The 14,558-nt window shown below is 37.4% G+C and carries 13 protein-coding genes; 6 read left to right on the forward strand and 7 right to left on the reverse strand.

Annotation, left to right across the window (positions count from 1 at the left end; all coding sequences use genetic code 11):
* Nucleotides 1–94 precede the first annotated feature (94 nt).
* The 5 genes from tgt to LB450_RS08185 all read left to right on the forward strand — a co-directional run bounded on the left by tgt (nt 95) and on the right by LB450_RS08185 (nt 6,499).
* A complete protein-coding gene (tgt, locus tag LB450_RS08165; RefSeq protein WP_224487425.1) occupies nt 95–1,225 on the forward strand; it encodes a tRNA guanosine(34) transglycosylase Tgt in 1,131 nt (376 codons plus the stop codon).
* A 10-nt stretch (nt 1,226–1,235) separates the two neighbouring features.
* The gene (locus LB450_RS08170; RefSeq protein ID WP_224487426.1) at nt 1,236–2,312 is read left to right on the forward strand and encodes an LptF/LptG family permease; all 1,077 of its coding nucleotides are present in this window, start codon (nt 1,236–1,238) and stop codon (nt 2,310–2,312) included.
* Nucleotides 2,313–2,567: 255 nt separating this feature from the next.
* Nucleotides 2,568–3,521, forward strand: coding sequence for an acetyl-CoA carboxylase carboxyltransferase subunit alpha (locus LB450_RS08175; RefSeq protein WP_224487427.1), 954 nt, complete (start codon nt 2,568–2,570; stop codon nt 3,519–3,521).
* A 166-nt stretch (nt 3,522–3,687) separates the two neighbouring features.
* Nucleotides 3,688–5,232, forward strand: a complete 1,545-nt coding sequence (gene dnaB, locus LB450_RS08180; protein ID WP_224487428.1) for a replicative DNA helicase — start codon at nt 3,688–3,690, stop codon at nt 5,230–5,232.
* Between the two features lie 82 nt (nt 5,233–5,314).
* Entirely contained in the window at nt 5,315–6,499 is a 1,185-nt protein-coding gene (locus LB450_RS08185; protein ID WP_407692573.1) for an asparagine synthetase B, read from the forward strand.
* Nucleotides 6,500–6,557: 58 nt separating this feature from the next.
* Here LB450_RS08185 and lptB read toward each other — a convergent pair whose 3' ends face one another.
* The 5 genes from lptB to LB450_RS08210 are packed head-to-tail and all read right to left on the reverse strand — an operon-like array spanning nt 6,558 to nt 10,160.
* Nucleotides 6,558–7,313: an LPS export ABC transporter ATP-binding protein gene (lptB, locus tag LB450_RS08190; protein WP_224487430.1), complete on the reverse strand. Its 756-nt coding sequence runs from the start codon at nt 7,311–7,313 to the stop codon at nt 6,558–6,560.
* Complete coding sequence (locus LB450_RS08195) at nt 7,313–7,975, reverse strand: hypothetical protein (protein ID WP_224487431.1); 663 nt, start codon at nt 7,973–7,975, stop codon at nt 7,313–7,315. The genes lptB and LB450_RS08195 overlap by 1 nt, the downstream gene beginning before the upstream one ends.
* 15 nt (nt 7,976–7,990) lie before the next feature.
* Nucleotides 7,991–8,350, reverse strand: coding sequence for a carboxymuconolactone decarboxylase family protein (locus LB450_RS08200; protein ID WP_224487432.1), 360 nt, complete (start codon nt 8,348–8,350; stop codon nt 7,991–7,993).
* Nucleotides 8,351–8,356: 6 nt separating this feature from the next.
* Nucleotides 8,357–9,196, reverse strand: coding sequence for a twin-arginine translocase subunit TatC (gene tatC / locus LB450_RS08205; RefSeq protein WP_224487433.1), 840 nt, complete (start codon nt 9,194–9,196; stop codon nt 8,357–8,359).
* Between the two features lies 1 nt (nt 9,197).
* Nucleotides 9,198–10,160, reverse strand: coding sequence for a KpsF/GutQ family sugar-phosphate isomerase (locus LB450_RS08210; protein ID WP_224487434.1), 963 nt, complete (start codon nt 10,158–10,160; stop codon nt 9,198–9,200).
* A gap of 89 nt (nt 10,161–10,249) precedes the next feature.
* Here LB450_RS08210 and recQ point away from each other — a divergent pair, with 89 nt between their 5' ends.
* Nucleotides 10,250–12,436, forward strand: coding sequence for a DNA helicase RecQ (gene recQ / locus LB450_RS08215; protein WP_224487435.1), 2,187 nt, complete (start codon nt 10,250–10,252; stop codon nt 12,434–12,436).
* Between the two features lie 108 nt (nt 12,437–12,544).
* Here recQ and ctlX read toward each other — a convergent pair whose 3' ends face one another.
* Together ctlX and LB450_RS08225 are read right to left on the reverse strand one after the other, a co-directional pair.
* Nucleotides 12,545–13,477, reverse strand: a complete 933-nt coding sequence (gene ctlX / locus LB450_RS08220) for a citrulline utilization hydrolase CtlX (protein ID WP_224487436.1) — start codon at nt 13,475–13,477, stop codon at nt 12,545–12,547.
* Between the two features lie 121 nt (nt 13,478–13,598).
* Nucleotides 13,599–14,510, reverse strand: coding sequence for a dimethylarginine dimethylaminohydrolase family protein (locus tag LB450_RS08225; RefSeq protein ID WP_224487437.1), 912 nt, complete (start codon nt 14,508–14,510; stop codon nt 13,599–13,601).
* Between the last annotated feature and the right edge of the window lie 48 nt (nt 14,511–14,558).

Raw genomic sequence — 14,558 nt, forward strand, 5'->3', positions numbered from 1 at the left:
ATACTATGCTTGAGAAGAATCAATCCTAATATCTTTAAGTCGAAGAAAAAGTTTTGATAGAGTTGAGTATCTTTGCAGGCTATTTAGAATCCATATGAAATTCGAATTACTGAGTAAAGACCCCAACTCTAAAGCAAGAGCAGGTAAAATCACTACAGACCACGGTGTCATAGAAACGCCTATTTTTATGCCTGTAGGCACCATCGCTACTGTTAAAGGTGTCCACCAAAGAGAATTGAAAGAAGAAATAAATCCAGATATTATTTTAGGTAATACGTATCACCTGTATTTACGCCCGGGAACCGATATTCTAAGAAAGGCAGGCGGACTTCATAAGTTTATGAATTGGGATAGAAATATCCTTACCGATAGTGGAGGTTATCAGGTGTACTCATTGTCAGCAAATAGAAAAATAAAAGAACAAGGGGTTAAGTTTAAATCTCACATAGACGGCTCTACACATCTTTTTACTCCGGAAAGTGCCGTAGATATTCAAAGAGAAATTGGAGCTGACATTATCATGGCTTTCGATGAGTGTACTCCTTATCCATGCGAATACAACTATGCTAAGCGTTCTATGCACATGACACACCGCTGGCTGGACCGCTGCATGACTCACATGAAAAAGACCTCTCCTTTATATGGTCACGATCAAACTCTGTTTCCTATTGTTCAAGGCAGTACTTATAAGGACCTGAGGAAACAATCTGCAGAATATATAGCCAGTGTCGGTGCGGAAGGAAACGCTATTGGAGGGTTATCTGTTGGGGAACCCGATGATGAAATGTATGCCATGACCGAGGTGGTGACTGAAATTTTACCTGAAGATAAACCCAGATACCTTATGGGAGTTGGTACACCCTCCAATCTTTTGGAAAATATTGCCTTAGGTGTGGACATGTTTGACTGTGTCATGCCAACACGGAACGCAAGAAATGGAATGCTGTTTACCTCTGAAGGCACTATCAATATCAAAAACAAAAAATGGGAAGATGATTTTTCTCCCCTCGATCCTGCCGGTTATACCTGGGTAGATACAGAACATTCTAAAGCCTACTTAAAACATTTATTCTCTGTAAAGGAATTATTGGGTAAGCAAATAGCAACCATTCACAATTTAGGATTCTATCTTTGGCTGGTGAGAGAAGCAAGACGACAAATCCAGGCGGGAACCTTTAGAGCCTGGAAAGATGTTATGGTAAAAAAATTATCGGTAAGACTCTAAAAATTAGCTTTTGAAAATAATTGACTGGTACATACTGAAGCGATACTTAGCCACATTTATATCGCTATTACTAATGTTTATCCCCATAGGTATCATTGTCAATTTATCTGAAAAAATCGATGATATCAAAGAAAATGAAGTTCCTTTAGACGAAGTATTGGTCTTTTATGGCAATTTCACCATCTATTTTGCCAATTTACTTTTCCCTATATTCCTTTTCTTATCCATTATCTGGTTCACCTCCAAACTTGCTAACAATACTGAAATTATAGCCATCTTAAGCTCAGGGATTTCGTTTTGGAGATTCCTAAGACCTTACCTTATAGGTGCAACTTTAGTTTGTGGTGTAGCCTTAGTTTTTACAATGTATCTTGTTCCCAACGCAAGCCGGGAGTTTAATGAATTCAAGTATAAATATTTCAAAAAAGGAAGACAAGCTCAGGAGACTACAAATGTTTACAGACAGGTCAATGACGAAGAATTCATCTTTGCAACCAATTTTCAACCCAAAACCAGGACCGCAAGAAATTTTACCTTGGAACATTTTGAAGACAACGAAATGAAGTTTAAAATTTCTGCCTCAAGATTAAAATTCAACCCTGAGGACTCTACATTTACCCTCAGCAATTTTGAGAAGAGAACCATAAAAGAACGCGAAGACTTTATTTACAGACAAACGTCTTTAGATACAGTCCTGCCATTTGAATTCGATGAGCTCACCCCTGTTGAATATATAGCAGAGACTTTGGATTATGGAGAGCTTAGAGATTTTATCGCTACCGAAAAACGAAGAGGCTCTTCCAACATAAGCAGTTACCAAATCGTAGCCTACAAGCGCTGGAGTGTTCCTATTTCTGCCTTTATACTCACCATTATTGCAGTATCAGTTTCAGCGATGAAAAGACGTGGAGGCATGGGCGTAAATCTAGCTATAGGAATTGTGATTGCCTTTGGATATATCTTTTTGGATAAAGTATTTGGAACCATTGCAGAAAAATCAACATTTTCACCACTTATTGCGGTCTGGTTTTCTAATATCTTATTTGGAATTCTTGCCATTTATCTATTGATCAAGGCTAAACGCTAGTTGAGTTGGTGAGTTGGTGAGTTGGTGAGTTGGTGAGTTGGTGAGTTGGTGAGAAAAATAAAAAATTTAAATTTAAAATTCGAAGTTCGGTATTCGGTATTCGATATTCTTACATCTTACATCTAATTTCTAGGATCTAAACACACTGCATTATCAATCAATTCTTTATTTTTGTCGACCACTTATGATTATCAAAATAAACAGATATACTTTCATATATTTGCTAACTGACTTTTAAAGAAATACACTGTATTCATGGAATATTTAGATTTTGAATTACCGATAAAGGCTCTTCAGGAGCAATATGAAAAGGCTTGCGAAATAGGTGAAGATAGCGAAGTGGATGTCACAGATACATGCCAGCAAATCAAGCTAAAACTAGATAATAAAAAGGAGGAGATTTACTCCAACCTTAATGCTTGGCAAAGAGTTCAATTGTCCAGACACCCCAACAGACCTTATACCTTAGATTACATTAATGCTATTTGTGGCAGTACGTTTATGGAACTGCACGGAGACCGTAATTTTGGTGATGACAAAGCCATGATTGGCGGACTGGGCAAGATTAACGAACAAAGCTTTATGTTTATAGGTCAGCAGAAGGGCTACAATACTAAAACCAGGCAGTACAGAAATTTTGGCATGGCCAATCCTGAAGGTTACCGCAAAGCTTTGCGCTTGATGAAAAAAGCAGAAAAGTTTAACCTCCCTATTGTAACTTTAGTCGATACTCCGGGTGCTTTCCCAGGTCTCGAAGCAGAAGAAAGAGGACAGGGTGAAGCTATTGCCAGAAATATCATGGAAATGAGTCAGCTCAAAGTTCCTATTATCGTAATTATAATAGGTGAAGGTGCTAGTGGTGGCGCTTTAGGTATTGCCGTTGGTGACACTGTAATGATGCTGGAAAACACGTGGTACTCTGTCATTTCTCCAGAATCCTGTTCCTCCATTTTATGGAGAAGTTGGGAATACAAAAAAACTGCTGCAGAAGCTTTGAAACTGACAGCAACCGATATGAAGAAATTAAAGATTATAGATAAGATTATAAAGGAGCCGATTGGAGGAGCACACAGCAATAGAGAAAAAACATTCGAAATTATTACGAAATCTATTCTATCAGAACTTGATGAACTGAAAAAGTTATCCCCAGAAGATTTAGTCAATAAAAGAATGCAAAAATATATCGACATAGGGGTCTACTCTGACTAAGCCCTTTAAAACTTAATTTTTACACGAAAATCCAGATAAGCCTTGTCTGGATTTTTTAGGTTATCCACAATAATTTTGAGTTATCAACATAGCATTGTGGAAAAGCAAGAGTGTTAACCTGCATTATTTTGCCCAGACTTCATAACCTTTTATTTACATTCGTGACATGGAAAACGCGACTCAATCTTCATTCAAAAATTCATCTAAAGGTGATGTCATAAGCCTTCAAAAAGGAAAAATCCCCCCTCAAGCCATTGATCTTGAAGAGGTTATACTCGGAGCCATGATGATCGACAAAAAAGGGGTCGATGAAGTCATCGACATTCTTCATAAAGATGTCTTTTACAAAGAGGCTCATAAAAACATATATGAGGCCATCATTTTGCTTTTCGAAAAAGGCGATCCTATTGACTTATTAACGGTTTCCACAGAATTAAAGAAATCCAAAAAGCTACAAGCCTCTGGAGGTGAATACTATCTGATTCAGTTAACACAAAAAGTCTCCTCTTCAGCTCATATTGAATACCATTCTCGTATTGTTCTTCAAAAATATATTCAGAGATGCCTGATTAAAATTTCAAGCGAAATCATAGAAGAATCTTACGATGAAGGTACCGACGTATTCGATCTTTTGGATCATGCTGAATCCAAGCTTTATGAAGTTACTCAGGGAAATATAAAACGTTCTTCAGAAACTGCTCAAAATTTGGTGATGCAGGCCAAAAAACGAATCGAAGAAATTTCCAATAAAGAAGGTTTAAGCGGAGTGCCTTCTGGTTTTACCGAACTGGATAAATTGACATCCGGATGGCAGCCAAGTGATTTAGTCATCATTGCAGCCCGTCCTGGTATGGGTAAAACGGCTCTCACGCTCACAATGGCTAGAAATATTGCTGTTGGTCAGAATATCCCAGTGGCTTTCTTTTCACTGGAAATGTCCTCTGTTCAATTAATTACACGTCTCATTTCTTCTGAAACTGGATTGAGTTCAGAAAAACTAAGAACTGGAAATCTTGAACCTCACGAATGGGAACAATTGAATGTAAAGGTAAAATCACTAGAACAAGCACCCTTGTTTATAGATGATACCCCATCGCTTTCTATTTTCGACTTACGAGCGAAAGCCAGACGACTTTCATCTCAGCACGGTATCAAACTCATCGTTGTGGATTATTTGCAATTGATGACAGGTGGTGGTTCTCAAAAAGGAGGAAACCGAGAACAAGAGATCTCTAGCATATCCAGAAACTTAAAAGCTTTGGCAAAAGAATTAAGCATCCCGGTCCTGGCGCTTTCTCAACTCTCCAGAGCTGTAGAAACAAGAGGTGGCAGTAAAAGACCTTTGCTTAGTGACCTTAGGGAGTCTGGAGCAATAGAACAAGATGCGGATATCGTATCTTTTATTTACAGACCAGAGTACTATGATATAGATGAATGGGATGATGATTCGCATTCTCCAACCCAAGGTCAGGGTGAATTTATCATCGCAAAACACAGAAATGGTGGGTTGGATAATATTCGATTGAAATTCATTGGTCATCTTGGTAAGTTTGAAAATCTGGAAAATTTTGATTCCCCATTTGAAATCAACTCCAGTATGAATTCTGGCAAAGCTGATTCTCCTTCCTTCCCCAATGCCGAAGAAGTCTTTGGCTCTACCCCTCCCAAACAAAACTTTGGAAGTGAAGACGACGATGAAGTTCCTTTTTAAATAATAAAACATGAGAGTTTTTATTTGCGTTGTCATGATTTTGATAAGTTGGAACGGATTTTCCAACTTTATCTTGATTCCTATGGATTATGAAACTCAGGACAATCACTTAAAAGCCTATGGAATATCTTACTGGTTATTAGAAAAAAATCAGAAAGTCCAATGGCTGCTCAATTACAGAGGTGGCTCTTTTCTTTCTCCTTTTTCTGAAAACCTTAAACGGGAATGCACCATCAGAGGAGTCTCCTTTGAAGTGATATCCGATTCAACATCAGAAGAAATTTTAAAAACCATCAACAGTCCTTCTCAAAATATGGAGTCTGTATTGCTCGAGAAAGCCCCTAAAATAGCTGTGTACTCTCCACAGGGAAATGCGCCATGGGATGATGCAGTGACTATGGTTTTGGAATTTGCTGAAATCCCCTACAAAACGATTTACGACAAAGAAGTGCTTAATGATGAGTTGCTTTTGTACGACTGGCTTCATCTTCATCATGAAGATTTTACCGGGCAGTACGGTAAATTTTACAGGGCTTACAGAGCCGCCCCCTGGTATATTGAGGAAAAAAAGCAAGCTGAAGCTTTAGCCAATTCATTAGGTTATGAAAAAGTATCCAAGGAAAAACTGGCTGTGGCTCAAAAAATAAAAGACTATGTGGTCGGCGGTGGTTTTATGTTTGCCATGTGTAGTGCGACAGATTCTTTTGATATTGCCCTTTCTGCAGAAGGTGTAGACATTTGCGAACCTATGTTTGATGGTGATCCGTCTGAAGCAGGGTATCAAAACAAAATTGATTACTCCAAAACCTTTGCTTTTACTGATTTTATCTTGGAGAAAAGCCCGATGGTTTACGAATATTCCTCTATCGACATGACCGAGAGAAGGACTATTCCGAAATCTAAAGATTATTTCACCCTGATGGATTACTCAGCCAAATGGGATCCGATTCCTACGATGTTATGCCAAAATCATACGGCAGTGGTCAAAGGCTTTATGGGACAAACCACAGCTTTCAGCCCAGATCACATCAAATCTAATATTTTGGTGATGGGAAAAAATAAGCTGAACGATGAAGCAAGGTACATTCACGGTATAATGGGGAAAGGCTTTTTTACCTTTTATGGCGGTCACGATCCAGAGGATTATCAGCATCGTGTGGGAGATCCAAAAACTGAACTGGAATTACATCCAAAATCTCCTGGTTACAGACTTATCTTGAATAATATTTTATTTCCTGCGGCAGAGAAAAAGAAACAAAAAACTTAAGAGCCTGAGTTCGATTATTTTGAATTTGTGATTATAATAATGGACCTCAGTTTAATATTTATTTGAATATTTTTTTCTTTCGAAGTTCAAAGTTTTGCCCCAGGTACACTTTTCTTACCATTTCATCATTGGCTAAGTCTTCAGGTTCACCGTGTTTTAAGATTCCACCTTCAAACATAAGATACGTCCTGTCGGTAATCGCTAGAGTTTCCTGAACATTGTGATCGGTGATCAAAATTCCAATGTTTTTATCTTTTAGCTGAGCGACAATTTTTTGAATATCCTCAACTGCCACAGGGTCTACTCCTGCAAAGGGTTCGTCCAACAAAATGAATTTAGGGTCGGTTGCCAGAGCGCGAGCAATTTCGGTGCGTCGCCTTTCACCTCCAGAGAGTAAGTCTCCTCTGTTGGTTCTGATGTGATTCAAACCGAACTCACTGATGAGCGCTTCCATTTTTTCTTCGCGTTCATTTTTGTTGAGGTCGGTAAGCTCAAGAACACTCATGATATTATCCTCAATACTTAATTTTCTAAAAATAGAGGCTTCCTGAGCAAGATACCCAATACCATTTTGAGCTCTTTTATACATGGGATATTTGGTGATGTTGGTTTTATCTAAATATATTTTACCCCCGTTGGGTTTAATCAAACCCACAATCATATAAAACGAAGTGGTTTTACCAGCTCCATTAGGTCCCAGAAGACCAACGATTTCTCCTTGGGTAACTTCTAAACTGATGCCCTTAACAACTTGTTTGCTTTTATAGGATTTAACCAGGTTTTCTGCTCTTAAAGTTGCTTGATGAGTGCTCATTAATTTATTTTTCTAGACGATTTTATTCCAAAGATAATCATCTCCACCACACCTATAAGCATTATGGAATAAGCTAAAAGTTCAATACTTTCTTCTGAGGCATCTTTCACAGGCCTCATAAAATCTCTCAGAGGTATAATTTTCTCCCCATTCTCTTCAATGACATACTTGTCATGGGTATCTCTAAGCAAATCTATCCACATCAATTTACGACCGTAAAGTCTGGAAAAGACATGTAAGATAACGAGTCCAGAAAAGAAAAAAGCAAATCCATAGGTTTTTGAAATTGCAGCAATTTCAAAAACTAATTTTTTCCAGTTCCTCACAACCATGATCAACACCAGTATTACTATAACAAGCGAAATCGCCTGCCACGCTTTATCAAAAAGCTGGGTGTTTAGCCAAAAATCAAATTCTCTTACGACATGAACTCCGAGAAAACCGGCTAACGCAAGATTAAAAATCTTAAAATCTTTTGCCTTTGAGCTGAATCCAATCAACAGTAAAGAGCCGATTAATAAAATGATTTCCTGCGTGATTTCGATTAAAGAATCTTCTTTGACTTCTCCTTCAGCAAAGTCAAACTGAATGACAAGTGACATTAAAAACATCAGACCTGCGTAAGCAAAAAGTCTTATGATAAGTGGGTATAAGGATTTCATACAATCTATTAGATTTTATTCTGTTTTGCCAAACTTATTTTCAAGTGCTTCCCAGTATTCAAAAGCCCTTCTTAAATGAGGAATTACAATGGTTCCGCCAACTAGTGTTCCTATGCTTAAAGCTTCTACAACCTGATCTCTTTGAAGACCTTCTTTATAAGAAGACTCTAAATGATATTTCACACAATCATCACATCTTAAAACCAACGAAGACACAAGACCTAGAAGCTCTTTTGTTTTCACATCTAAAGCACCTTCTGCAAAAGAATTGGTGTCCAGATTAAATATGCGCTTTAAGACCTTATTGTTTTCATTTAAAATTTTACCATTCATTCTGGCTCTGTAAGCCTCAAATTCATCAACTAAATCAATCATAATTATTTATTTGTTTTTTTGCTTTTCTTTTTTACGTTCTTTTCTTATTACAAATCTGGAAATAAAGATACTTACTTCATACAAAACCAAAACTGGAATGGCTACAATCACCTGACTTGCAATATCTGGCGGAGTGATTAAAGCGGAAATAATCAATATAAAAACCAGTGAATATTTTCTGTTTTTTCTTAAAAATTCTGGCGTTACCAAACCAACTTTAGTTAAAAAATAAATGATAACTGGCAGTTCAAATATAAGACCACTTGCCAAAACGGAAGCCCTAACCAGACCTATATAGCTGCTTAAGTCGAAGTCGTTAAAAATTTCTGTGCTTACCGTGTAGCTTCCTAAAAAGTTAACTGATAAGGGAGTGATGACATAATAACCGAACAGGACCCCAAGAAAAAATAAAAATGAAGTGACAAAGATGAAACCTCTGGCAGACTTCTTCTCCGTAGACTGTAATCCTGGTGCAATAAATGCCCAGAATTGGTAAATAACATAAGGGAATGCGATAATAAACCCTGCAGTTATAGAAGTCCAGATATGGGCACTAAACTGGCCTGCCATGGTTCTACTCTGAATCCTGAAGGGAAGTTCATCAAAGCAAAAACTTTCCTGCATATTGAAGTATTCAGAGATGTTGCAAAGCAATCTGTAGGTATAAAAGTCTGATTGTTTTGGTCCAAAAAGAACAACATCAAAGATAAAAGATTTCATCCCAAAAGCTATTGCCCCTCCTATCATTATAGCTAAAGTTGCCCGCAGCAAATGCCATCTTAAATCTTCAAGATGGTCTAGGAAAGACATGTCGTCTGGATTTTTTTTGGTCTTAGACTTTGCCATATTATATAATACCTTCTTTAACTAAATTATGAAGGTGAACCACTCCAGCATACTTCCCAGAATCTAAAGCGATGAGCTGAGTGATATCATTTTCTTCTAAAAGTTCTAGTGCATCTATGGCCATTGCAGAGTTAGTTATGGTCTTGGGATTTCTGGACATGATGTCTTTTGCTTTGAGTTTGGTGAAATCCTCTGTAGAACTTAACATTCGCCTAAGATCACCATCAGTGATAATTCCAACAACCTCATCCTGGTCTATGACAGCTGTTACTCCAAGCATGTTTTTAGAGATTTCTACGATAACATCTTTTAAGGGGGTAGTGAGTGTTACCTGAGGCTTCATATTTTGAGAGGTAATATCTCTCACTCTAAGGTAAAGGGTCTTGCCTAAGGCCCCTCCAGGATGGAATTTTGCAAAATCATCACTGGAAAACCCCCTTAATTTCAATAGACAAACAGCCAGGGCATCTCCTATAACCAACTGAGCTGTGGTGCTTGTTGTTGGAGCTAAGTTATTTGGACAGGCTTCTTTTTCAACAAAAGAATTGAGAACGAAATCTGCCTGTTGTCCAAGAAATGAGTCTTTATTACCTGTTATGGCAATCAGCGTATTTTTAAAATTCTTTATAAGCGGTGCTAAAACTTTAATTTCTGGTGTATTGCCGCTTTTGGAGATACATATCACAACATCATCTCTCAGGATTGTTCCAAGGTCTCCATGTATAGCATCTGCAGCATGCATGTAAACTGCTGGTGTACCCGTAGAATTAAGAGTTGCAACAATCTTAGTGGCTATGATAGCGCTTTTACCTACGCCTGTTATAATAACTCGACCTTTCGATTTATATATTATATTTACAGCATCAGAAAAAGAAGTATCAATTAAACGCCCAAGGTTTTCTATTGCTTTGGATTCTAATTCGATAATTTCCTTAGCATAAGATTGTATTGCTACATCTTCCATAAATTAATATATTTAATTATTGTACGCCCTTAAAGAATGCGTATATTTAATTTTGCAAAGGTAAATAAAACTAAATAGTAATATTTCAATTGGAACAAATCAATTTACATCAAGAGTTAAAAAAATACTTTGGTTTTAACGAATTCAAAGGGCTACAGGAAAGTGTTATAAAAAACATCATCGCCAACGAAGACACATTTGTCATTATGCCAACTGGCGGCGGCAAGTCACTATGCTATCAACTCCCTGCCTTGATAAAAGAAGGAACTGCAATTGTGGTTTCTCCTCTTATTGCACTGATGAAAAATCAGGTGGATGCCATAAGAAACATTTCGGAACACGAAGGCGTAGCTCACGTTTTGAATTCATCACTGAATAAAACTCAGGTAAGGCAAGTCAAAGAAGATATATCTGCTGGAATCACTAAATTGCTTTATGTAGCTCCAGAATCTCTGACTAAGACTGAATACATCGATTTTCTAAAAGAGGAAAACATTTCATTTTTAGCTATAGATGAGGCACATTGTATTTCAGAATGGGGACACGACTTTAGACCAGAGTACAGAAACCTGAAAAATATTATTGAGCGTATTGGTGATGATATTCCAATCATTGGACTTACAGCTACTGCTACGCCTAAGGTACAGGAAGATATTCTCAAAAACTTGAGGATTCCAAATGCAAATACCTTTAAAGCTTCTTTCAATAGACCTAATTTATATTATGAGATTCGTCCTAAAACTGACGATGTAGACTCTGACATTATAAAATTTATTAAAAAGAATTCTGGTAAAAGTGGTATTATTTACTGTTTAAGCAGAAAACGAGTAGAACAACTCAGTCAAAATCTTCAGGTCAATGGGATTAAAGCAGTTCCTTACCATGCTGGCCTGGATGCTAAAACAAGAAGCAAACATCAGGACATGTTCCTGATGGAGGATATTGATGTTGTGGTAGCTACCATTGCCTTCGGGATGGGAATTGATAAGCCGGACGTTAGGTTTGTGATTCATAATGACATTCCAAAAAGTATTGAAAGCTATTATCAGGAAACCGGAAGAGCTGGCCGAGATGGCGGCGAAGGTCACTGTATTGCTTACTACAACCATAAAGATATTGAGAAGCTTGAGAAATTCATGAGTGGTAAGCCTATTGCTGAGCAGGAGATTGGTCATGCGCTGCTGCAGGATGTTGTTGCTTTTGCTGAAAGTTCTATTTCCAGAAGAAAATATATCCTTCATTATTTCGGAGAGGAATTCGACAACGAAACTGGTGAAGGCGGCGATATGGACGACAATGTGCGTTATCCTAAAAGCAAAAAAGAAGCTAAGGAGGATGTATTACTTATCCTCAAGACAGTAAAAGAAACCGGCCAGCTTTTCAAGTCTAAAGAAATTGTGCATACCCTTTCCGGAAAAACGAATGTGCTTATTAAATCTAATAAAGCTGAAAGCTTAGATGTTTTTGGTGCTGGAAAAGACAAACCAGCTAGTTACTGGACAGCTCTGCTAAGACAAGTCATTATATCGGGTATGCTCAAAAAAGAGTTAGAATCCTATGGGGTTGTAAAAATCCTTCCTAAAGGTGAAGACTTTCTAAAAAACCCAACTTCTTTCATGATGACAGAAGATAATGATTTTAGCAAAGCAACATCTAGCAGCTCCTCTTCTCAACCTACTGGGGCGACTGATGAAAAATTGCTAAAGATGCTCAAGGATTTGCGAAAGAAAATTGCTAAAAGGAAAGAAGTCCCTCCTTTTGTAGTTTTTCAAGACCCTTCGCTCGATGACATGGCTTTAAAATACCCGATAAGCCTTGAAGAGCTTGTCAACATTCACGGTGTGGGCGAAGGAAAAGCTAAGAAATTTGGAAAAGAATTCATTTCCCTTATTCAAAATTATGTTGAGGAAAATGAAATCTTAAGACCCGACGACCTGGTTGTGAAAAGCACTGGTGCCAATAGTGCCAACAAACTTTACATCATACAAAACGTCGATAGAAAATTACCGCTTACAGATATTGCCCAGGGTAAAGGTTTTGAGATGAAAGATTTCATCAAACAAATGGAAGCCATAGTTTTTAGCGGAACCAAACTCAATATCAATTACTGGTTAGATGATATTTTGGACGAAGACCAGCAAGAAGAAATTCACGAGTATTTCTTAGAAGCTGAATCCGACAGCATCAATGAGGCCATTGAAGAATTTGACGGAGACTATGACGAAGAAGAACTGCGACTCTATCGAATCAAATTTATAAGCGAAGAAGCGAATTAAGCAAAAAGCCATCTGTCTCATACAGATGGCTTTTTTTATTAAGTGAAGTCCAAAAAAATTACTTCATTTAGCCTAAAATCTTTGAAGAATAAACGTATTTGCCTTAGATTATTCAGCCTTAGGTATAAAAACCTCGGCAAGCATACATCTGGCGCTACCTCCTCCATGAGTCTCGATAGTCGTTAAATCACTGCTCAAAATTTTACAATGCTTTTCTATAGATTGAATTTGTTTTTCGGTAAGCGAATCATGAGCTGCCTTACTCATCACTAAAAACTTTTCAGTTTCACCCTGCACCTGAAGCATATTCCCGGCAAAATTATTCATTTGCTCTTCAGAAATGCTAATGATTTCTTTACCGTCCTGAGCAAGACTGTCTGCAACGAGTTTTAGCTCTTTCTTATCATCAATGGTATCAAGACAAATAACAGCAAATTCTTCTGCAACGCACATCATCACATTGGTATGATAAATAGGCAAACGCTCACCTTCATGGCTTTGGTAAGCATTAAAAATGATAGGGGTGTATTCGAAATCTTCACAGAATTCAATGATCAAATCTTCATCAGCTCTAGGCGATAAGGCGCAGTAAGCTTTTCTATTTTGTCTGTCCAAAATCAAGCTGCCAGTTCCTTCCAGGAATACATTTTCCAATTCTGCTGAAGTATAATCCACAAAATTTCTGATGAATCTGCCTTCGGCTTCTATCTTCTCGAAAATATCCTCACGGCGCTCTACACGTCGGTTTTTGGCAAACATAGGATACAAGGCAACGTCTCCATTTTCATGAAAAGACACCCAGTTGTTTGGAAAAATAGAGTCTGGCGAATCCTGACTGGCGATATCATCTATCACGATAACATGAACCCCAACTGACTTTAATTTATCTGCAAAAGCGTCAAATTCTGCCTGAGCTTTCTTATTAACTGTTTCCTGAAGGTCTTCAGTTGTTTTTTGGAAATAATTATTCACTGCTGTTTCTTCATTCATTCTGAAGTTAACGGGGCGAATCATCACTAACGTATCTGTAATCTGTTTCATGGGTTTATTTTTTTAATGGTCACCCCTGCCTGAATAGTTCAGTCGTGCAGATGTGATTTTGATGATTAAATTAATCTTTACGTTAGATAAGTAAGGATTAATTTAATCAGGTCGATTTCATTTATTCTCTTATCAAAGGTAAAGTTGAGCATCTCAATAAACCTTCCTGTTTGGCAATTTCTCTATAATTTACGGTTTCCACCTGAATTCCTTTTGATCTAAGCCATTCATTCAAGCGCTTAAAATGTTCATCTGAAATAACAACAGTTTCGGAAATGGAAAATATATTGCTATTCATCTCGTACATTTCCTCAGCGTTGATCTCGAATACATTTTCTTTTCCATAGAGACTGACTAACCAGTTGTATTCCTCTTCTTCTAAAAATCCGTTTTTATGAATGATTGCATAGTTTTGACCAACAGGCTGAAAACAACAATCCAGATGGAGAGCATTGGCTTTAGGATCTGTATTGGATTTTCTAAGGTTAAAGGATTTCACAGTTTTATGAGGAAATAAACGCTGCAATTCTTCAACAGCTTCCATATTGGTTCTTGCCGTAATAAAATCTGAATAATCCTCTCCTCTATACGTCCCAACTAAAATATAATCGCCGTGAGGCATGACATCGCCACCTTCTACATGACAATCTTCCGGAAGTGTTATTTCCTTATCAGCAGAGATGTTTTTTAAAATATAACCGATGGCCTTAATCTCCTTTTCTCTATCTGGCAGAATATTGGCATGAATAAATTTATCCTCAATCACAAAACCGATATCTCTGGCAAAAATCTGATTATAATCTTCAATAATCTGAGGCCTTAATACCTCTACATTGTGTTTTTTTAGGACGGCTGCTACTTGCTCCATTTCCTTTATCATATCCTTTTCCTCAGGATAAGTTCCTTCTTTGATATGTTGTATAGATTTGGGATCATAAGCTTCCTCAATTTTCGGCTGTGGGCCGATGGAATTGGCAATGCCTAAAATCACAGATTTCAACTTAGACGTCTCGTTAATTATATGTAGTTTCAAGTCTTTTATTTTTTTTGCAAATATACTGAAAAACAAAAGCTTTAACTA

It is taken from the genome of Psychroflexus curvus, from assembly GCF_020164585.1.
Lineage (GTDB): Bacteria > Bacteroidota > Bacteroidia > Flavobacteriales > Flavobacteriaceae > Psychroflexus > Psychroflexus curvus.